Source organism: Spirulina subsalsa PCC 9445, from assembly GCF_000314005.1.
Lineage (GTDB): Bacteria > Cyanobacteriota > Cyanobacteriia > Cyanobacteriales > Spirulinaceae > Spirulina_A > Spirulina_A subsalsa.
Window position 1 is genome coordinate 2,431,474 of record NZ_JH980292.1, and the last position, 21,640, is coordinate 2,453,113.

The window sequence follows — 21,640 nt, forward strand, 5'->3', positions numbered from 1 at the left end:
TTCCTAGAACAGTGTTAGATTGAGAACAAAATTTCCCTGTCCCCTAAACCTGATGACTCGGCAATTCGTCCCCATTTTAACGGCCATTGTGGCGATCGCAACCGCTTGTACCAATTCCGCCCCCCTTGCCCCCAACAATACCGAGTTAAGCACCATAACCGAATCAGAATCCCCCACCCCCCCCAGTGTTCTAAACGCCGTTCAAGAACGAGGGTTTCTCATCTGTGGGGTAGATGGGGGGATTCCGGGGTTTAGTTTTGTGGATGAGACAGGTCAATACTCCGGATTAGATGTAGATATTTGTAAAGCGATCGCCGCCGCCGTGTTAGGCAACCCCGAAGCCGTAGAATATCAGCAACTTGACCCCATCTTACGCTTCATTGCCGTCTCCGAGAGAGAAGTAGATATCCTCTCCCGCAGCACCACCTGGACCCTGAGCCGAGATACCCAACTTGGTGTAGAATTTGCCCCCACCACCTTCTACGACACACAAGGGATGATGGTTCGTGCTGATAGTGGCATTACCTCCCTAGAAGACTTTCAGGACAAATCCGTTTGCGTCGAAGCCGGAACCACCACCGAGTTAAACCTCATGGACAGCATGAGAAAAGCCGGAGTCGCCTTTGAAACCCTCACCTTTGAACAACCCGATCCCGCCTATGGAGCCTATGCTCAGGGGTTTTGTCAAGGCATCACCTCAGACCACTTCATCTTAGAAGCCCGTCGGCAGAGTCTACCCAATCCCGAAGAACATATTCTCTTAGAGATAACCCTCTCCAAAGAACCCTTAGCGCCAGCCACCGTTCAGAATGACCCCGCTTGGTTTGATGTGGTCAAATGGGTCACATTTGGCTTAATGGAGGCCGAAGAATTAGGCATTACTCAAGCCAATATTGAGGAAAAACTACAATCCCCCGACCCCAGAATCCGGCTTTTTCTCGGCATTGAAGGCAATCTCGGCGAAGACATGGGCTTAAGCCATGATTTTATGGTCAATGTTGTTAAAGCCGTCGGCAACTACGGAGAAATTTATGAGCGCAACCTCGGCCGGGATTCCCCCTTTAACTTACCTCGGGGCTACAATGCCCTGTGGAAAGACGGCGGCTTGATGTACTCCCCCCCCTTCCGATAAATTTTGCTAAACTCCTTCCAGAATCGCCACAAAAAAGCTGGTAGACCTAAAAGAGAAACTCTATTACCCTTCCACAATCATCATGCGCACATGGCAATCCCTTTTCGTTTCTACAACCCTGCTCACCCTCATGGCGGGCTGTGGAAACCCTCCTGCCCCCACCAACACCACTTTAAGCCCGAACTCCACCTCAGCCGCGAATACCAGTCGTCTAGATATGGTTAAGGAACGAGGATATCTGATTTGTGGTGTTGATGGGGGGGTATTGGGCTTTAGTTTTGTCGATGATGCCGGAGAATATTCCGGGTTAGATGTAGATGTGTGTAAAGCGATCGCCGCCGCCGTGTTAGGAGATCCCAATCAAGTGGAATATCGTAACCTAGACTCCGCCGAACGCTTCCCCGCCCTCGTTGCAGGCGAAATTGATGTACTCTCCCGCAATACCACCTGGACTATTAGCCGGGATACAGAACTGGGTGTAGAATTTGCCCCCACCACCTTTTATGATGGGCAAGGGATCATGGTACGCGCCGATAGTGGTATTACTTCCCTCCAGGATTTTCAGGGAAAATCTATTTGTGTCGAAGCCGCCACCACCACCGAGTTAAACCTCATGGACACCATGAGGAAAGTTGGCGTATCCTTTGAAACCGTCACCTTTGAACAGGCCGATCCCGCCTATGCCGCCTATGCTGAAAACCGTTGTCAGGGCATTACCTCCGACAAATCCCAACTGATCGCCCGTCGTGATACACTCCCCAATCCCAACGAGCATATTTTGTTAGATGTCACCCTCTCCAAAGAACCTTTAGGGCCAGCCACATTGAATAATGATTCGGCTTGGTTTGATGTGGTGAAATGGGTCACATTTGGTTTAATTGAAGCCGAAGAATTGGGCATTACTCAAAGCAATGTGACGGAAAAATTACAGGCTACAGATCCCAACACTCGCCGCTTTTTAGGCGTAGAAGGAAATCTAGGAGAAGGAATGGGCTTGAGTAATGATTTTATGGTGAATGTCATTCAAGCTGTGGGAAATTATGGGGAAATTTACGAAGAGAATCTAGGCGCACAATCCCGTTTCAACCTGCCTCGCGGCCAAAATGCTCTATGGCAAGATGGGGGGTTAATGTACTCCCCTCCCTTTCGCTAAATTTTCCTTACCATATTATTCTTTTTTTGTCAAATAACATAATCAAGACTCATTAAAAGTCAAGATTTCGTTACATTTTGTATCGCCTTACACCCCATCGGGAAAGGGAGTGGCTAAATATTAAGCAGGAAATTTAGCGATGGTGTGTGAATTAGTGATGCGTAAATGGCAATCTTTGGTTTTATCTGCGGCAGTGTTAGCTGTGACAGCAGCTTGTGCCACTCCCCCAGAACAAACCACTGGGGGTACAGGTCAAACCGGAACAACTGCCGCAGGCAGAAGTCGCCTTGATGTCGTCAAAGAACGGGGAATGCTCATCTGTGGTGTGGATGGCGGGATTCCGGGTTTTAGTTTTGTCGATGAATCTGGGGAATATTCCGGTTTAGATGTGGATGTTTGTAAAGCTGTGGCGGCCGCTGTTTTAGGCGACCCGGAGAAAGTGGAATATCGGAACTTAGACTCCACAGAACGCTTTACGGCTTTATCCGGAGGAGAGGTAGATATGCTCTCTCGGAACACCACTTGGACGATTAGCCGGGATACGTCCGTTGGCTTAGAATTTGCCCCGACGACCTTTTATGATGGTCAAGGGATGATGGTTCGTGCTGATAGTGGAATTACATCCCTAGCAGATTTCCAAGGTAAAGCTGTGTGTGTGGAAGCGGGGACTACGACCGAATTAAACCTGACAGACAATATGCGCAAGGCTGGGGTAGAGTTTGAAACGGTGACATTCCAGCAAGCAGACCCGGCCTATGCGGCCTATGCAGAAGGCCGTTGTGAGGGGATGACTTCTGATAAGTCTCAGTTAATTGCTCGGCGTAGCACGTTACCGAACCCGGATGATCATATTCTGTTAGATGTTACGATGTCTAAAGAACCTTTGGGGCCTGTCACCATTAACAATGATTCAGCGTGGTTTGATGTGGTTAAATGGGTGACATTTGGCTTATTTGAAGCGGAAGAAATGGGCATTACTCAAGCCAATATTGAGGAACAGTTAGAGAGCGAAGATCCCAATATTCGCCGTTTCTTAGGTGTGGAAGGCGATTTAGGCCAAGGAATGGGTTTGAGCAATGATTTCATGGTGAATGTGATCAAAGCGGTGGGGAACTATGGCGAGGTTTACGACCGCAATTTAGGGGCTGGTTCTGAATTTAATCTGCCTCGTGGTCAGAATGCGCTCTGGACTGAGGGCGGTTTACTATATTCTCCCCCATTCCGTTAAACCCAGTTGACCTGAAAAATGCTCCGTTTTTAGGGATTTTGGGGTGGATTGTGATTCAGATCAATAAGTGGATCAAAATCAGTTAATCAAAGTTCGATTTTAGGATGATTTAAAACAGTTTTTTCTCCAGTTCCCTAGCGGAGCATTTTTCCAAAGATTTAAGCAAGAGATCCTCCCCAGAATTCTGTTTTCTACTTCATGTTAGTTTTGTAAATTGTCATGGCGGGGAATGTTCTAACATGATTGGGGGGTGAGAGTTGCTACTACACAAATTCTCTTTTTTAGCCTAGCCAAAGAGGGCTAAAATAAAGATTTTAGAACCAAATATTTTAAACATTCATGACCACGGAAAACGAGGCAAAAATTCCAATTTGGCGAGATGAGCGTTTCTGGAAGATTGCCGTCCAATTAATTGTTTTAGCAGTTGTGGTGGTAATCGGTTCCGTGCTTGTCCATAACGTTAGCGTGAATATGCAACGGTCTGGCGTTGTGTTTGGATTCCGCTTTTTAGATAGTCAAGCGTCTTTTGCCATTGGTGAAAGTATTATTCCCTATAATCCGGCTGTAGATAGTTACCGTCAGGTGATGTTGGCGGGGTTAGTGAATACGCTGCGGGTGATTGTAGTGGGGATTGTTCTCACCACGCTACTGGGGATTCTGGCGGGAGTCGCCAGTTTTTCGGAAAACTGGCTTCTGCGCAAGGGGAGCCAGGTTTATGTGGAGGTGATTCGCAATACCCCCCTGTTGTTGCAATTATATTTTTGGTATCGTGCGGTTTTTACCAAGTTGCCGCGGCCGGCGGATCGTTTGGAGTTTTTGAATCGTGTTTATTTGAGTAATCGGGGGGTGTTTCTCCCGTGGCCGACGGTGAGTTGGAATCTGGCGATTTGGGCGGGGGGGGTGGTTGCGATCGCCATTGGAGCCTTTTTCCTCTGGCGTTGGCGAACTTACTTGATTGTAGAGCGCGGCCAATCGGGTCAAAATCAACTCTATATCCTCTGGGGTTTAGGCATTATCGCCTTATTAATTATTATCTTCCCCTTTAACTGGCAAGTTCCCCAAGAAGTAGACCCCGGCACGGGTAGCATTCAGGGAGGATTGCGTTTAACCATTGAATACAGCGCCCTGGTAACGGGTTTAGTCGTTTATACCGGAGCCTATATCTCCGAAATTGTGCGCGCTGGTATTCAATCGGTGGCAAAAGGTCAATGGGAAGCCGCCCGCGCTTTAGGGATTCATTCCGGCTTAACCATGCGTTTAGTCGTCTTTCCCCAAGCCTTACGGGTGATGATTCCCCCCTTAAACAGTCAGTACATGAACTTGGCGAAAAACTCCAGTTTAGCCATTGCCATTGGTTATGCAGACATCTACTCTGTGGCCAATACAACCTATAACCAAACAGGTCGCCCGGTGGAAGTGATGATCATTATCATGGTCACTTACTTAATCATCAACCTGTTAATTTCTGTGGTGATGAACCAATTTAACCGCCTTGCTCAACTACGGGAAAGATAAGACCCATGACCACTTTAAGTTCTCCTCCGGGGGATTTAGCCCCCCCTCCTGAGATGCGGGACACTCCCGCCAATTGGATTAAAAATAATCTATTTACGCCTTGGTATAACGGTTTAATTACCGTCATCATTGCCTTGATTTTGGGGTACTTTGCCTATACCTTCCTGAGTTGGTCATTCACCGAGGCGCAATGGGATGTCATTCCCCGCAATATTCAACTGTTTAATGTGGGACGGTATCCGCGATCGCAATATTGGCGCTTGTGGGTTCTCTTCGGTCTAATTTGTACCCTCTCCGGTTTATCTTGGGGAGCCATTGCCCGCAATGTAGCGAAACTCTATAGTCGCAATATCTTAATCGGCATTGGCGGCGCCGTTGTCGTCTGTCTCCTCTTCCCGGTCCCCCTCCCCAATCGTCTCCTTTTAGTCGGGATGACCGGATTAGTCGTGGGATTTAGTTGGGTGGGACAACAAGCGGGACGAAAAAACCCAAAATTCGGGATTTGGGTATCGTCCACCTGGCTTTTGTTGTTTTTTGTCGCCCTCTGGTTAATTGGCGGCGGTTTATTCCTCCGTCCCGTCTCCAGCAACGAATGGCAAGGCCTCATGTTAACGGTTTTAACCGCCGTCGTGAGTATTGTCATCTGTTTCCCCTTGGGGGTACTTTTAGCCCTAGGCCGTCGGAGTCCTCTCCCGGTGTTTCAGGGTCTATCCATTGCCTACATTGAACTGGTGCGCGGAGTTCCCCTGATTACCCTGTTGTTTATGGGACAGGTGATGATTCCCCTCTTCCTTCCCGATGGAATGCGACCGGATCGGGTGATTCGCGCTATTGTGGGGTTAACTTTATTTAGTGCGGCCTACCTCGCGGAAAATGTGCGAGGGGGTCTACAAGCGGTTCCCCGAGGACAATCAGAAGCGGCCAGCGCCTTGGGACTCAGTACCCCTTTAGTGGTCATTCTCATTGTGTTGCCCCAAGCGTTAAAAGCGGTCATTCCCGCTATTGTGGGTCAGTTTATTAGTTTGTTCCAAGACACAACGTTATTAGCCATTGTGGGTCTAGTGGAATTATTAGGAATTAGTAATTCTGTTCTGGCAAACCCCCTATTTCTAGGACGTTTTTCCGAAGTGTATTTATACAACGGTTTGCTGTTTTGGGTTTTTTGTTACGCCATGTCTGCCAGCAGTCGGTGGGTGGAAAAGAAAGTCAATACTGAACATTAGGGAACAGGGAATAGGGAATGGGTAATAGGTAATAGGTAATAAGTCTTAATGCCTCGTCTCCCCCTCTCCCCCTGCTCCCCTGCTCCCCCGTTCCCCGTTCCCTTAAGGAGTAAAATAAAATGACCAGTCAACAACCAAGTACAATGTCGAATCAAATGGTAGATAATTCACCCGACGCGGTGATTGTCGCCAAGGATGTCCATAAATGGTATGCCAGCAACAAGTTTCATGTGTTGCGTGGGGTCAGTTTAACGGTGAATAAAGGGGAAGTGGTGGTCGTGATGGGGCCATCGGGTTCCGGGAAATCCACCTTTATTCGTACCTTTAACGCACTGGAAGACTACCAAAAGGGAAGCATTACCATTGATGGGATTGAACTGTCCCACGACTTGAAAAATATTGATGCTATCCGTCAGGAAGTGGGGATGGTGTTCCAACAATTTAATTTATTCCCCCATTTAACGGTGCTGCAAAACGTGACCTTAGCTCCCATTTGGGTACGACGGAAGAAGAAGGCCGAAGCGGAAGCTATTGCCATGCAGTTGTTGGAAAAAGTGGGAATTTTGGAACAGGCGAAAAAGTTTCCCGGCCAACTTTCTGGGGGACAACAGCAACGGGTGGCCATTGCTCGTGCTTTAGCCATGCAGCCTAAAATTATGTTATTCGATGAACCCACCTCCGCCTTAGATCCGGAAATGGTGCGGGAGGTATTGGATACCATGCGTTCCCTCGCCAAAGAGGGGATGACCATGGTCTGTGTGACCCATGAGGTGGGTTTTGCGCGGGAAGTGGCGGATCGAGTGGTTTTGATGGCCGATGGTTTATTAGTGGAAGAAGCCACTCCCAAAGAGTTTTTCAACAATCCCCAACATGAGCGGAGTAAACAATTTTTATCCCAAATTTTGTAAGCTGGCCTGTTTTGTACCCCTTAGAACTCTCCTCGGTGTCTCTGAGGGGAGTTCTGTCCGGTATTCGATGAGAGGGTTTAATCGCGTTATCCTATAGGCTGTTACCCTCTCAATGCACCAAATAATAACGCTATGGACTTAAAAATTTGGCCGGGAAAATCTTATCCTTTGGGAGCGACTTGGGACGGGGAAGGGACAAATTTTTCCCTGTTTAGCGAAAATGCAACGGGTGTTGAACTGTGTCTGTTTGATGAGCAGAATCAGGAAACTCGTCTCCCCCTGACTGAGGTCAACCATTTTGTCTGGCATGGTTATGTTCCTAATGTAAAACCGGGTCAGCGTTATGGCTACCGGGTTTATGGGCCGTTTTTGCCCAGTTATGGTCATCGTTTCAATGGCAATAAATTACTGATTGATCCCTATGCGAAGGCGATCGCAGGAGTGATTCAACACGACGAGGCGATCTTTGGCTACCCTTGGGAAATGGCCGATGAAGATATGGGCTTTTCGGAATACAATGATGCCCACCTGATGCCCAAGGGAATTGTTATTGATGATGATTTTGACTGGGAAGAGGATGATCTCCTACGCATTCCCACCCATGAATCGGTGATTTATGAGGTTCATGTGAAAGGGTTTACGCAACAACACCCGGACATCCCTCCCGCACTACGGGGGACTTATGCCGGACTTGCTCATCCGGCGGCGATCGCCCATCTTAAATCCCTCGGAGTCACGGCCGTGGAACTCCTCCCCGTTCACCACTTCCTAGCCCGTCCCGGCCACCTCGTCCCCAAAGGTCTAACCAATTACTGGGGCTACGATACTATTAATTTCTTCTCTCCCTATTCCGGCTATAGTGCCAGTGGGAAGAATGGGGAACAAGTGACCGAATTTAAGGAAATGGTCAAAACTCTCCACAAAGCTGGGATTGAGGTCATTTTAGATGTGGTCTATAACCACACCGGAGAAGGGAATCAAATGGGGCCGACCCTCTCCCTCCGAGGCATTGATAACGCCTCCTACTACCGCCTCGTGGAAGAGAATCCCCGCTATTATATGGACTTCACAGGTTGCGGAAACTCCCTCAATGTCCGCCATCCCCAAGTTCTCAAACTCATTACCGACAGTCTCCGCTACTGGGTGCTAGAAATGCACGTTGACGGTTTCCGCTTTGACCTTGCCGCCGCCCTAGCACGAGAACTGTATGATGTCAATAACTTAGCCGCATTTTTTAACATTATTCATCAAGATCCCGTCCTTTCCACCGTGAAACTGATTGCAGAACCTTGGGATGTGGGAGAGGGAGGGTATCAAATCGGCAATTTCCCCCTGTTGTGGTCGGAGTGGAATGGCAAGTATCGGGACACCATCCGGGATTTTTGGGCTGGGAAGGATAGCAGTTTAGGGGAGTTTGCCTCCCGCTTTACCGGGAGTTCTGACCTTTACGAGTCCAACGGCCGCAAACCGAGCGCCAGTATTAACTTTATCACCGCTCATGATGGCTTCACTTTAAACGATTTGGTGAGTTATAACGACCGTCACAATGAGGACAACGGGGAAGATAACGAAGACGGCCATAAAGATAATCGCTCTTGGAATTGTGGGGAAGAGGGAGAAACTGATGATCCCGAAATCCTGGCCTTGCGTCATCGTCAGCGCCGCAATTTCCTTGTCACCCTGATGTTATCCCAAGGGGTGCCGATGTTGTTGGGGGGTGACGAAATGGGACGCACCCAGAAGGGGAACAATAACGCTTATTGCCAAGATAATGAGATTTCGTGGTTAAATTGGCAACTTACCCCAGAAAACCGGGATTTATTGGAATTTACGAAACAACTTATTGAGTTCCGCCATAAAAACCCTCTATTCCAACGCCGGAATTGGTTCCAGGGTCGAGAAATTCACGGTTCTGGGGTGCATGATATTGCTTGGTTTAACCCCGATGGGGGGGAGATGAGTGAGCATCAATGGAATGAGGGGTATATTCAGGCGATCGCAATTTTCCTCAATGGAGAAGAACTTGATGCCTGCGATGAACACGGGGAACGGATTATCGGAGATAGTTTTCTCCTGCTATTTAATGCTCACCACGAACCCCTTGATTTTGCCATCCCCGAAGGACTACAAAATTGGCGCTGGCAAGTCGTCATTGACACCGAATTAACCCAACTGGTCAAACTGGGGAAAATTTACCAAGGAGAAGACGAACTGACTCTAGTAGACCGTTCTTTAGTCGTTTTACGTCGTCTTTAGCAGTAAGTCATTCGTAGGTTGGGTGTAGCGAAAGCGAAACCCAACAAAACCCCATCCCTAACATTTAGGAAACCCAAAGTCATGCGTAGGTTGGGTGTAGCGAAAGCGAAACCCAACAGAACCCCATCGCTAACATTTAGGAAACTCAAAGGAATTCCGGCAAAATTGACTTTTCTCCGGTTAGCTTGTATAGTGCAGTTGCTGATTTTCGCTTGGTGAATTCTGATGAATCCCGATATTAATACAATGCTTCAAGGGGATGCTCTCCAGCAATTATGGCTACAAGTCCAAAGTATTCTAACAACATTTGGGATTAAGTTATTAGTTGCCATTCTTGTTCTGTTCATCGGTTTGCGCATTGCTAAACTTATTCAAAAGGCAACTAGACGCGCTCTCCGCAAAGCGGAAGTAGACGAAACCCTAATTTCTTTCGCCGTCAACTTAACCTATTTTGGCGTATTAGTTTTCGTCTTCATTATCGTCCTTGGTCAGTTAGGCATCCAGACCACTGCAATTGTGGCGGCGCTCACATCCGGGTTTTTAGCTATCGGTTTAGCCTTACAAGGTTCTCTCTCGAACTTTGCGGCCGGGGTGTTATTGGTCATGTTTCGTCCCTTCCGGGTGGGTGACTATATCGAAGGTGCAGGGACTGGGGGAGTGGTTGAAGATATTCAAATTTTCACCACTATTTTAACCTCACCAGATAACAAAATGGTGGTCATTCCTAATGCGAGTTTGACCGGGGGAAACATCATCAACTATTCCGCTAAACCCATCCGTCGTTTAGACCTGATTTTTGGCGTGAGTTATAGTGATGATTTGAGCAAAGTTAGACAGGTTATTACGGAAGTTTTGGAAGCAGAAGAGCGGGTTTTAGCTGAACCTGCCTACACGATTGGCTTGTTATCTTTGGGGGACAGTAGCGTTAATTTTGCCGTGCGTCCTTATGTGAAAACGTCCGACTATTGGCCGGCTCATTTTGCCTTACAAGAAGCTATGAAACGCCGCTTTGATGCAGAAGGAATTAATATTCCGTTCCCACAACGGGATGTTCATATCTACAATAATTAGGGTCTGCTGTTCGCGAAGCGTTGCGTAGCAATATAACTCTGCTCCGGGTGGGAAACGGGGAATAGGGAATAGGTAATCGTCACCCTCGTTACTTGGCTGGAGCCAAGTAACGCCCTCTCGGAGACTCTGCCTCCACTCCAAGCGGCAGAGTCGCGCAATGCCCGTGTCACACGACTATTCCCCTCTCTTGCCTATTCCCAAAAAAAACGCCCAGATCCTACACAACTCCGGCAAAAGCTTGCTATTATAGGAAAGCCATCGGGGAAAAACCCCTTGGAGAGGTGGCAGAGTGGTCGATTGCGCTCGACTTGAAATCGAGTGTACCGCAAGGTACCGTGGGTTCAAATCCCACCCTCTCCGTATCAACGCTTAACCAAAGTGGGGGCAGCCTGCGCTGTCCTCGGTTTCAAGTTTCAATTCCTAATAGGCATTATACATTATTTCAAGCCTGTTGTTTGATTTGGGGCGCTCAGGGGAGCGGAGTTTCAATTCCTAATAGGCATTATACATTATTTCAAGGCAGCCCTTCGCTCCTTTTTTAAGCTCGGCCAAGAAGTTTCAATTCCTAATAGGCATTATACATTATTTCAAGAGCATTGTGGTCAGTTTCATCCTTATACAAGCCCGTTTCAATTCCTAATAGGCATTATACATTATTTCAAGATTAGTGCGGGTTGCTCTCTGGAGCGAGTTTGTCCAGTTTCAATTCCTAATAGGCATTATACATTATTTCAAGTCGATGGGCAAACGGAGAATGGATGGAATGGATGGAGTTTCAATTCCTAATAGGCATTATACATTATTTCAAGGGATCGGGGGGAGGACTGCCTATATGAAAATAGGTTTCAATTCCTAATAGGCATTATACATTATTTCAAGGCCGTCCGACTATGCTCGGTTCGTCTATGCCTTCCAGTTTCAATTCCTAATAGGCATTATACATTATTTCAAGATTCGCAGCGCGCCACTGGGAAAGTAAATAGTCAAGTTTCAATTCCTAATAGGCATTATACATTATTTCAAGATTCATGTCCTTTGTTAGTAGTTAACATCCCCCCAAGTATGTTTCAATTCCTAATAGGCATTATACATTATTTCAAGCTGCTGCTGCTCGTATCCATCTCCATAGATTTCGATGTTTCAATTCCTAATAGGCATTATACATTATTTCAAGTCTTTTCCTTCAACCCCGTTTAAGGTAGGTTCTTTGTACCGCATGGTTTCAATTCCTAATAGGCATTATACATTATTTCAAGAAGAGTTCTAACCCAACTTACAGAAACGTATTATTGTTTCAATTCCTAATAGGCATTATACATTATTTCAAGCATAATAACCTCCCTAATTTAAGCCATCCATAACTTTTTTGTTTCAATTCCTAATAGGCATTATACATTATTTCAAGGTTTGCCGAGGAGAGAGCCGATGCAAAGACTCGTTTCAATTCCTAATAGGCATTATACATTATTTCAAGTCGAGATTCGCTGGAAATCGCGCTCTAGGTTCGTGTTGTCGTTTCAATTCCTAATAGGCATTATACATTATTTCAAGTTCAAGCACACCGCTCCAAATCCCCTCTCTAGACACTCTCAGGTTTCAATTCCTAATAGGCATTATACATTATTTCAAGCTCGATTTGGGAGAAGCTTTTCCGTTTCTCGTAGGTTTCAATTCCTAATAGGCATTATACATTATTTCAAGCAGAAGCCCCTAGGAGGCTCTCTAAGCCCTCTTGGTTTCAATTCCTAATAGGCATTATACATTATTTCAAGCAATGGACTGAGCGGGATCTAGACTAGTGCCTAAAGTTTCAATTCCTAATAGGCATTATACATTATTTCAAGCTTTGTATAACACTATGATTACAGCTTCTGGAGATATCGGCGTTTCAATTCCTAATAGGCATTATACATTATTTCAAGTTTGGTTATTACTTCCGTTGGCGATCGCTCTCTCGTTTCAATTCCTAATAGGCATTATACATTATTTCAAGCTTCCCCCGTCGTGGTCAAATCGAGGGGGAATGGGTTTCAATTCCTAATAGGCATTATACATTATTTCAAGTCTTTAGCGTTCATTGTGCGTCTCCTTTTGGAATGTTTCAATTCCTAATAGGCATTATACATTATTTCAAGGAAACACGGTATGGCATCGGAACTAGAATTAATAGGTTTCAATTCCTAATAGGCATTATACATTATTTCAAGGGGAGTACACGCTATCTGGCGTGATGTGGAGGAAATCCGGGAGTTTCAATTCCTAATAGGCATTATACATTATTTCAAGATCAAGTTAATAGTGTCTAGATCATCTTGATTGGTTTCAATTCCTAATAGGCATTATACATTATTTCAAGGATCTTGTTTAATATATCTTCCTCCCCCGTAGAATGTTTCAATTCCTAATAGGCATTATACATTATTTCAAGCATATTTTCAATGCACCTACACAGAAAGGGATGTATCTGTTTCAATTCCTAATAGGCATTATACATTATTTCAAGTTGGAGATCAATCGTGGGCGGGGGCGACCCGGCAGGTTTCAATTCCTAATAGGCATTATACATTATTTCAAGTTTAATCTTTTATACTCATCTAAATTTTGCCCCGCAGCAGTTTCAATTCCTAATAGGCATTATACATTATTTCAAGATTGCATTTTTATTTGATTTTTTATTCAGGTTAGTTTCAATTCCTAATAGGCATTATACATTATTTCAAGGGGAGTATTCGATGGGAGCAGTGGCTTATATCTAAGCGTTTCAATTCCTAATAGGCATTATACATTATTTCAAGGGCCCGGCGGGCAGTTTTACAAGCAAATATCAGTGTTTCAATTCCTAATAGGCATTATACATTATTTCAAGATTGAGGATTGTAAGGAGGGGCGCGGTTTTGGATATGTTTCAATTCCTAATAGGCATTATACATTATTTCAAGCTTCCAATACACCAACGGGGGGAGGTGGGAAGACCTCGGTTTCAATTCCTAATAGGCATTATACATTATTTCAAGTTTACCCGGAGGATGCAGCCCTCTTGTACGGTGTTTCAATTCCTAATAGGCATTATACATTATTTCAAGAAATCTTATCTACCACTTACCGTTGCACCTGCAAGTTTCAATTCCTAATAGGCATTATACATTATTTCAAGCTAAAGCATCGGTAAGTGAACTGATGGAGGATTTAGGCACCTGCAAGTTTCAATTCCTAATAGGCATTATACATTATTTCAAGAATCCGAGGTCTGTAAGTTGGTCGGCAAGACCTTCGTTTCAATTCCTAATAGGCATTATACATTATTTCAAGTATAAATCTATTGTTACAAAATCCCGCTCAAGCTCAGTTTCAATTCCTAATAGGCATTATACATTATTTCAAGGAGGTCAGCCGCCGTCGTCGGGGTAATGAGCAAGTTTCAATTCCTAATAGGCATTATACATTATTTCAAGGTTGAGTATTGCTACGAGAAGATAGAGGAGGTGAGTTTCAATTCCTAATAGGCATTATACATTATTTCAAGTGGTAGTCTTCGCGCTTCTCCAGCCTATCTCGGCTGTGAGGTTTCAATTCCTAATAGGCATTATACATTATTTCAAGAAATCCAGACAGTTCAGAAAGCCCTCCACTGGCCGTTTCAATTCCTAATAGGCATTATACATTATTTCAAGTTTAAAGTTTGTTGGAGTTGGTAGGAAGATTTGCCGTTTCAATTCCTAATAGGCATTATACATTATTTCAAGCTAGAGGTTATTTTTCATGGCTCTAAATATTTCAGGTTTCAATTCCTAATAGGCATTATACATTATTTCAAGAGCGGCACTCTGAAACCCTGACCCTGTGGGAGTTTCCCGCTTGACTTGCGCGACACCCACCCTCAAACTATAACACAGCCTTCCGGAAAAGACAAGAAACGGCTGAAACCCTTGCCCTGTAAGGTGCGCGACAGTCTCCGAAACACAAAGCCATTGAAACCCAGACCCTCTTTGAGTTTCAGCCATTTTTCCAGATCCTGCAAAAAAAACACCCACCCCGTCGCGCTAAATTGTAATAGGGAACGGGGAACGGGGAACGGGGAACGGGGAGCAGGGGAGCAGGGGAGCAGGGGAGAATTGATTATTTTTCCCGACTCCCTAAGCCCTAGCGAACTTAGGAACCCGTCACAGGGCGGTTTTGAATCCAAGGTTGACGCTGTTCTAATTGAGCGGCAACAGCCAAAATAGTCCCATCATCGGCAGGTTTCCCGATCAGTTGAACGCCGACGGGTAAACCTTGGGGGTCAAACAGGACTGGGAGGGCGATCGCAGGTAAACCCGCCGCATTCACCCCCGGACAGGGCGCAATCCACTGAATAATCTTCTCTAAAGTCGCTTCAGGACTGAGATCCGCCCATTCCCCCACCCGAGGGGGAGCATGAAGATGAACGGGTAAAACCAACAGATCAAAAGACTCGAAAAAGGCGACAATTTGGCGGGCAATCACCTGCATTTGCAGCACCGCTTGTAAATAGTCCCCCGCACTGCCTGCCTGTTGCACTAACCACTGATTCATGGGGCTTAAGGCCTCAAGCGGTAGCCCAGAGAAGGCGGTTCCCGCTTGCCAGACTCGGATAAAGGGTTCGGTTAATCCGGTGAAATCAGGACTCGCTTCGGTGAGATGGTGTCCCATTTCCGCTAAATGCTGCACGGTTTGCCTAACGGCCTGTTGACCCGGTTCACTGGCCGGACCAATGGGGGTAATCTGGGTTGAAAAGGCAATGCGTAGGGACTGGGGAGGGTGGTTCAGGGCTTCAAGAAAGGGCTGGGGGGGAGCAGGCAACCAATAGGGATCCCCTACTACATAACCACTCATTACGTCTAAGAGGGCGGCAGCATCGGCAACAGTGCGGGTTAATATCCCATCGGTGGCGATGCCGTTCAGGTAATCTCCGGCCGGGGCGTGGGTGACGCGGCCGCGACTAGGTTTTAGCCCCACAATGCCACAACAGGCGGCCGGGGTGCGAATGGAACCGCCTCCATCGGAACCTTGCGCTACGGCACAGAGGCCAGCGGCCACGGCACTGGCTGCCCCCCCACTGGAGCCGCCGGAGGTGTGGTCTAAGTTCCAAGGGTTACGACTGGGGGGGAATCCGGGGGGTTCGACGTAGGGCCAGGCCCCAAATTCGGAGGAGGCGGTTTTACCTAAAATCGTGAATCCGGCTCCTTTCAGTTTCTGGACAATGCCATCATCGTAACTGGCGATGTTGTCTTTCATGGCGAGGTTGCCACAGGTGAAGGGCATCCCGGCGACGGGGTTTAGGTCTTTAATCGCGGTGGGGACGCCAAAAAAGGGGGGTAAGTCTTGGGGGTTGGTTTGGCGGAGTTGTTCGGTTTTGGCTTGGGCTTCGGCGATCGCTTGTTCCTCGGCCACATAGAAGAAACTGCCGAGATGGGGGTTGAGTTGGGCAATGCGATCGCAGTAAAATTGAGTGAGTTCTAAGGGGGAAACCTCACCAGTGCGGATGAGTTGGGCTTGTTCTAAGGCAGAGGTAAAGGCTAGATCAGTGTCATTCATGGGGAAAGTTTCACCAGGAGGGTGAGGGAGGGATAGGGTGAGAATTACTAAGGATTAAGGGGGAAAAATGCCCGCTTTGGGGATATCTTTTGGTTTTTCTGACTCAATCCCCAAAACCGGGATCAAATCTCAAGACAAGCCCATCACTTGACGATAATGAGCTTCCATTTGAGCAATATTGCTAGATTGGCGGTTAGTCGTCCATTCCCCATATTGCAGGAGATTCTGGCGTAAGGTGTCCAGGTCTAGGCGGGTAGACTGTCCGTTGCTGACAATGCGATCGCCATTTACCCAGACATCGGCCACCGCTTGGGTCGGGCGACCTGTCACCAATAAACCGATGGGATCGGTACGGGGCAGGAGAGATAAACTGGTGAGGTCATAGAGAACTAAATCGGCTTTTTTCCCCACGTCTAGGGATCCCATTTCCGCCCCCCTGCCTAACCCCGTTGCTCCCCCCAAGGCCGCCATTTCTACCGACTGGCGAGGGGTAATCCAGTGTCGATAATCCGCGTCGGTGATATTGTGCAGCATTGAGCCAATTTTAATCGCTTCGAGGAGGTCTTGACCATCATTGCTGGCGGCACCATCACAGCCAAAGGATACATTTACCCCTGCTTGGCGGTATTTCAACAGGGGAGCAATCCCACTGCCCAAGCGCAAGTTACTGAGGGGATTATGAACCACCGTTGAGCCAGTTTCTGCCAAAATTTCAATATCTCGTTCTTCTAACCAGACACAATGGGCTAAAGAGGTGCGCTCATTAAGATACCCAATCCGGTGGAGATGTTCTACAGCGCTGACCCCATATTTCTCATCAGCAAGGAGTTTCTGGGCTTTAGTTTCCAGTAAATGAGCATGACGACAGAGATTATGGCGATCGCTTAATTCAATACAGCCCTTAAATAACTCATCCGAACACAGTTGAATCCCCGTAGGAGCCACCATGATACTAATTCCCTCTTCCGGTCGATGAAACCGTTTCACCACCGTCTCCATCATGGCGAGAACTTGCTCTGTAGTGCAGTAAAATTGACCATGTTCCCGCCCGACTCCCCCATCCGGTATCCCAGAAGCTAGGGCTTGATCTTGAATCAACGGGCCGATAAACGCCCGGATGCCAATTTCTCGATACGCTTTAACGGCCGCTTCGACAGTTTCCACTTCCTGCCCCGGAATCAAGACTAAATGATCCACCACACAAGTTCCCCCAGAAAGCAGCGTTTCTAGGGCTGTGGCCAAGGCACTCAAATAGATTTGTTCTGGATTGAGGGGGGAAAATTCGTGCAGTTCCCCAATCCATAATTCCAACGGGTAGGGGGGAATCATGCCCCGTTGCCACATTTCCGAGGAGTGAGTATGGGCATTGACAAAACCCGGTAACAGGAGTTTATTTGTTCCCTCTACAACTGTACCGACGGGATCTAATTGGGGAGCGACGGCCTTAATCCGATCTCCTTCAATTTGAACATCAATCCGACCATATCCTCCCTCTGTGGCGATGAGTGCCTGTTGAATGGTAAAAGTCACGCTAAACGTCCCCTGTTCCTTAAATAAGCGACCAAAGTTAGGTCTATCTTAACAAGTTAGCTCATCGTCGGGAAGCCCCGCACTGTACGAATGTCAGTGTCGGGATGAAAGACGGTTAATTGAGGGGTTCGATGCCTCGAAAATTAACCAACAATCATTTACTAAGGAGTGACGATTTATCCCTAGATATTGTATAAGTTGTATAATAGGTTCATGTCAATTAATCATTGGCTAGATCAGCTGTTTCCGCTTGAACTTGTAAAGCTTCCTGATAAATATTCCCTAAAGACTCCCGAGGAAGATCCGTCACTTCAATGGCATCTAAATAGCAGCAAACTGTCTCTAGGACATGGGCTGAAATTTCCTCAGAAAATCCTTCGCCAAAGTCTCCCAATCCTTGACCCAAAAAATAGCGTTCTTCTGTAGGTAAAAACTCAATATAAACTTTTCCCCCCTCATGAATTTCTAGGCGAAATTGTCCATAGTCTTGACTTTTCATCATGATTATGTTAGACCCCCAGCATTCCTTTTAACTTAACTAAACCCATCAGTGTTAAAATACTACCAACACTAAGAACCCCTAAAAGACTCCCAGCACTTAACACACTTAACAGACTCCCCGCACTGAATACACTTAAGATGCTGCCGACACTGCCAATGCTTAATACACTGCCGACACTGCCAATGCTTAATACACTGCCGACACTGCCAATGCTTAATATACTGCGGTAGCTTTTCCAGCTTAGAATATTGCGGGGGGGAGGGGAATCTGTCATGGTTTTAGTTAAAGATTTAGCGAAAAACATTATCCTACTATTCCTAGGCTCTAGGATAGCAACCCATCTAACGGGTTCAGGAAGTGAGTTAAACCCAACAAGCCCAGACAACTTGGTTAAGGCAAACCAAACCCCAAGAAATGGGAGTTGTTTATAGGGAACATGAATTCCCCGACTCCCGAACGGCGACAGAACGACACCTTGCAGGTTAAGCTAAAAAGGGAAAACTGTCTCGCGCTAACTCCAAGACTGATGCTTGCACCGAAACAAATTTATATTCTCTTGATTAACGCTGGAACGGATAATGAGGGGATTCATTCCCTGCAAGTGGGCGATCGCAATAAAATCTTGATGTTTGAAACAGAAGACGATGCGACCCGCTATGCTCTGATGTTAGAGGCTCAGGATTTCCCCGTGCCGACAGTAGAAGGGTTCCCCTTTGAAGAAATCGAGGAATTTTGTCAAGAGGCGGGGTATGAATGGGAACTGGTAGAAAGCGGGCAGTTAGAACTTCCCCCCGAGGCGAACGTAAAACGGACAGATTGGGAACTAGAACAGGAAAAAAACGCCGAAGCGTCACCGTTTGCCCCTCCTTCTGAGTCCGAGGAGGAAATCCCGTCAGAACAACTCGATGCCATTCGTCGCCAACTTGAAGGGCTATTGTAAAGTAAGACAACCTCCCGTTTAATTATGCTTAATTTAGAATCCCGGGGTCATTTGCTCACAGAGCAGAATAACCCCAATAGTCAAAACTTAGACCAACTCACGACGCTGGAGTTAGTCGATTTGTTTAATCAAGAAGATTATAAAACCCTAGAGGCGATCGCCCAAGCCCGTCACCCTTTAGCCCAAGCCATTGATCTCACCAGTGCAGCCCTGGGTCAAGGGGGGCGTTTATTCTACATCGGAGCCGGCACCAGTGGCCGTTTAGGAGTCCTAGACGCGGCAGAATGTCCCCCCACCTTCTGCACCCCCCCGGAGTGGGTACAGGGCATTCTAGCGGGGGGAGAGGCCGCTCTGGTGAAGAGTTCAGAAGCCCTAGAAGATCGGGCAGAAGATGGGGCGGCGGCCTTAGCGGCGGTTGAGGTGACAGAACAGGATGTCGTGTTAGGGATTACGGCCGGAGGAACTACCCCCTATGTTCATGGTGCGATCGCCGAAGCCAGAAAACGAGGCGCGACCACCTTATTTTTAGCCTGTGTTCCCGCCGAACAAGTCCCCATCGAGGTGGATGTAGATATTCGCCTGTTAGTGGGGCCTGAAATCCTAGCCGGGTCTACCCGTCTCAAAGCCGGAACCGTGACCAAAATGGCCTTAAATATCCTCTCAACCGGGGTAATGGTGAAATTAGGCAAAGTCTACGGCAACCGCATGATCGATGTTTCCGTGACCAATCAGAAATTACGCGATCGCGCCCTCCGCATCCTCCAAGACCTCACCGACCTCGACCGCCCCCAAGCCGCCGACCTCCTCAACCGCAGTGGTCAGCGCGTCAAACTCGCCCTACTCATGCACTGGACCCAAGTCAGTCCCGAACAAGGACAACAACTCCTCAACCAACATCAGGGTCAACTGCGCCAAGCCCTCCAAAGCCACTCACATTAATTCCTGTTTCCCTTAACCCAACCTCAACCCTATTGTTGCACCCTAAGCCTCATGTTTAATCAATCCGAAACCGTCGCCACCCTTGCCATCATTCTTGTCGCCCTCGGTTTCCTCATCTGGGGCTACAATCGCTCTAAACCTTACGGAAAACTAGGGATTCTCGCCTGGTTACAATCCGTCGTCCTCATCACCCCCTGGTTACTCTTCTTCGGTTTAGTCGCCCTTGGAATTTATATCAACCTGATTGGTGTTATCTTTCTATTAGTCATCTCCTCGGGCATTTATATTTATCTCGGGAACCGTCTACGCTCCGAAGGTCAAGAAGCCATCTTACGAGAACGCGCCGCCCAACGTCTCGCCCAACAAGAAGTGGAGGAAAATCGCGAACCCTCTCCTCCCTCCCGAGTCGAAACCGGATCTCCCCGTACTCCCGACCTCATCCCCATCCCCGACGAAGACCTGCAAAAAATCAAAGGCATTTTCGGCATCGATAGCTTCTTTGCCACGGAAACCATTTCCTACCAAGAAGGAGCCATCTTTAAAGGGAATCTACGGGGAGAACCGGAAAAAGTCTATGAAAAACTCTCCAACCATTTAACCCAAGCCCTCGGCGAGAAATACCGCCTCTTTTTGGTCGATAGTCCCGAAGGAAAACCCGTCGTGATTGTCCTACCCAGTACGAATGATCCTCGCCCGGCCACCCTCGCCCAGAAAAACCTCGCCCTCGTCCTACTCATCGCCACCCTTGCCACCAGTTTAGAAGCAGCCGCCCTGTTGTTAGGGTTTGATTGGTTCAGCGACCTAGGACGCTATAACGAAGCCCTGCCCATTAGTGCCGGATTGTGGTTCATTTTAGCGGCTCACGAGGGGGGTCATTGGCTCTTCGCCCGTCGCCATAACCTGCGTCTGAGTGTCCCCTATCTCCTCCCCAGTTGGCAAATCGGCTGTTTTGGCAGCATCACCCGCTTTGAATCCTTGATTCCCCATCGTAGCGCCCTGTTTGATGTGGCTATAGCCGGCCCCGCCTTGGGGGGTATCATCTCCTTCCTCATGCTGATCACCGGACTCCTCCTCTCCCACCCCGGCAGTTTATTCAAAATCCCCACCGAATTTTTCCAAGGTTCTGTCCTCGTGGGAACCCTAGCTAAAGTTGTGTTAGGGTCTGCTTTAGAAGCCTCGATCATTGACGTTCACCCCTTAACCATGATTGGCTGGTTAGGCTTAGTGATTACCGCCCTCAACCTCATGCCTGCCGGACAACTGGACGGGGGGCGCGTGATTCAAGCCATCTATGGCCGCAAAACTGCCCGTCGTACCACCATCGCCACCCTGATCATTTTAGGCTTAGTGGCCATTTTCAGCCCCGGTAATCCCATCCCACTCTACTGGGGGATTTTGATTCTCTTCCTGCAACGAGACTTAGAACGTCCCACCCTCAACGAGTTAACGGAACCCGATGACACCCGGGCGGCTTTGGGATTATTGGCCTTATTTTTAATGTTGGCCACCCTCGTTCCTCTGAGTCCCAGTTTAGCGATTCGCCTCGGTATTGGGGCTTAGAGAGAGTCTGCTGAATATCCCTCTAAGCAATTTTAATAGGGCTTTCGATTGGGAGCGAGAAAGTGCAAGGTTTTAGTGATAAAGAATCAAAAAGGCTTGCCTTTTTCCGACTCCCCCTGTTCCACCCAGA

At 47.4% G+C, this 21,640-nt stretch carries 15 protein-coding genes, 1 tRNA gene and 1 CRISPR repeat array; of the genes, 12 read left to right on the forward strand and 4 right to left on the reverse strand.

The genetic code is table 11. The features are described from left to right. Positions 1-52 precede the first annotated feature (52 nt). The 9 genes from SPI9445_RS0111315 to SPI9445_RS0111355 all read left to right on the forward strand — a co-directional run bounded on the left by SPI9445_RS0111315 (position 53) and on the right by SPI9445_RS0111355 (position 10,846). Positions 53-1,132 (forward strand): amino acid ABC transporter substrate-binding protein, encoded by a 1,080-nt coding sequence (locus tag SPI9445_RS0111315; protein ID WP_017304862.1) that lies wholly within the window; start codon positions 53-55, stop codon positions 1,130-1,132. An 82-nt stretch (positions 1,133-1,214) separates the two neighbouring features. Continuing rightward, on the forward strand, positions 1,215-2,285 hold the full coding sequence (locus SPI9445_RS0111320; protein ID WP_017304863.1) for an amino acid ABC transporter substrate-binding protein: 1,071 nt from the start codon (positions 1,215-1,217) through the stop codon (positions 2,283-2,285). Between the two features lie 139 nt (positions 2,286-2,424). Continuing rightward, on the forward strand, positions 2,425-3,513 hold the full coding sequence (locus SPI9445_RS0111325) for an amino acid ABC transporter substrate-binding protein (RefSeq protein WP_017304864.1): 1,089 nt from the start codon (positions 2,425-2,427) through the stop codon (positions 3,511-3,513). Between the two features lie 339 nt (positions 3,514-3,852). After that, positions 3,853-5,028 carry an amino acid ABC transporter permease gene (locus SPI9445_RS0111330; protein WP_017304865.1) on the forward strand — a complete coding sequence of 392 codons (1,176 nt, stop codon included), beginning with the start codon at positions 3,853-3,855 and terminating at the stop codon, positions 5,026-5,028. A 5-nt stretch (positions 5,029-5,033) separates the two neighbouring features. After that, complete coding sequence (locus SPI9445_RS0111335; RefSeq protein WP_017304866.1) at positions 5,034-6,251, forward strand: amino acid ABC transporter permease; 1,218 nt, start codon at positions 5,034-5,036, stop codon at positions 6,249-6,251. 119 nt (positions 6,252-6,370) lie between these two features. Continuing rightward, positions 6,371-7,159: an ATP-binding cassette domain-containing protein gene (locus SPI9445_RS0111340; protein ID WP_017304867.1), complete on the forward strand. Its 789-nt coding sequence runs from the start codon at positions 6,371-6,373 to the stop codon at positions 7,157-7,159. A 132-nt stretch (positions 7,160-7,291) separates the two neighbouring features. After that, the gene (gene glgX / locus SPI9445_RS0111345) at positions 7,292-9,415 is read left to right on the forward strand and encodes a glycogen debranching protein GlgX (RefSeq protein WP_017304868.1); all 2,124 of its coding nucleotides are present in this window, start codon (positions 7,292-7,294) and stop codon (positions 9,413-9,415) included. A gap of 225 nt (positions 9,416-9,640) precedes the next feature. Further along, positions 9,641-10,486: a mechanosensitive ion channel family protein gene (locus SPI9445_RS0111350; protein WP_017304869.1), complete on the forward strand. Its 846-nt coding sequence runs from the start codon at positions 9,641-9,643 to the stop codon at positions 10,484-10,486. A 275-nt stretch (positions 10,487-10,761) separates the two neighbouring features. Then, positions 10,762-10,846: transfer RNA gene (locus tag SPI9445_RS0111355), tRNA-Ser, on the forward strand. Between the two features lie 50 nt (positions 10,847-10,896). Then, positions 10,897-14,301: direct repeats of the CRISPR family, unit length 37 nt; unit sequence GTTTCAATTCCTAATAGGCATTATACATTATTTCAAG. A 334-nt stretch (positions 14,302-14,635) separates the two neighbouring features. Here the strand turns inward: SPI9445_RS0111355 and SPI9445_RS0111365 are convergent. The 4 genes from SPI9445_RS0111365 to SPI9445_RS25230 form a co-directional block, all read right to left on the reverse strand. Next, positions 14,636-16,039 (reverse strand): amidase, encoded by a 1,404-nt coding sequence (locus SPI9445_RS0111365; RefSeq protein WP_017304870.1) that lies wholly within the window; start codon positions 16,037-16,039, stop codon positions 14,636-14,638. Positions 16,040-16,168: 129 nt separating this feature from the next. After that, positions 16,169-17,569 (reverse strand): amidohydrolase family protein, encoded by a 1,401-nt coding sequence (locus SPI9445_RS0111370; protein WP_017304871.1) that lies wholly within the window; start codon positions 17,567-17,569, stop codon positions 16,169-16,171. A gap of 220 nt (positions 17,570-17,789) precedes the next feature. After that, positions 17,790-18,071, reverse strand: a complete 282-nt coding sequence (locus SPI9445_RS0111375; protein ID WP_017304872.1) for a hypothetical protein — start codon at positions 18,069-18,071, stop codon at positions 17,790-17,792. Positions 18,072-18,078: 7 nt separating this feature from the next. Then, the gene (locus SPI9445_RS25230) at positions 18,079-18,345 is read right to left on the reverse strand and encodes a hypothetical protein (protein ID WP_052646670.1); all 267 of its coding nucleotides are present in this window, start codon (positions 18,343-18,345) and stop codon (positions 18,079-18,081) included. A 252-nt stretch (positions 18,346-18,597) separates the two neighbouring features. Between SPI9445_RS25230 and SPI9445_RS0111385 the strand changes: the two genes are divergently transcribed. From SPI9445_RS0111385 to SPI9445_RS0111395, 3 genes are read left to right on the forward strand one after another with little or no spacing between them, the layout of a single operon-like run. Next, a complete protein-coding gene (locus SPI9445_RS0111385; RefSeq protein ID WP_017304874.1) occupies positions 18,598-19,011 on the forward strand; it encodes a DUF3110 domain-containing protein in 414 nt (137 codons plus the stop codon). 24 nt (positions 19,012-19,035) lie between these two features. Continuing rightward, the gene (gene murQ, locus SPI9445_RS0111390) at positions 19,036-19,950 is read left to right on the forward strand and encodes an N-acetylmuramic acid 6-phosphate etherase (RefSeq protein ID WP_017304875.1); all 915 of its coding nucleotides are present in this window, start codon (positions 19,036-19,038) and stop codon (positions 19,948-19,950) included. 51 nt (positions 19,951-20,001) lie between these two features. After that, positions 20,002-21,510: a site-2 protease family protein gene (locus tag SPI9445_RS0111395; RefSeq protein WP_017304876.1), complete on the forward strand. Its 1,509-nt coding sequence runs from the start codon at positions 20,002-20,004 to the stop codon at positions 21,508-21,510. Positions 21,511-21,640 lie beyond the last annotated feature (130 nt).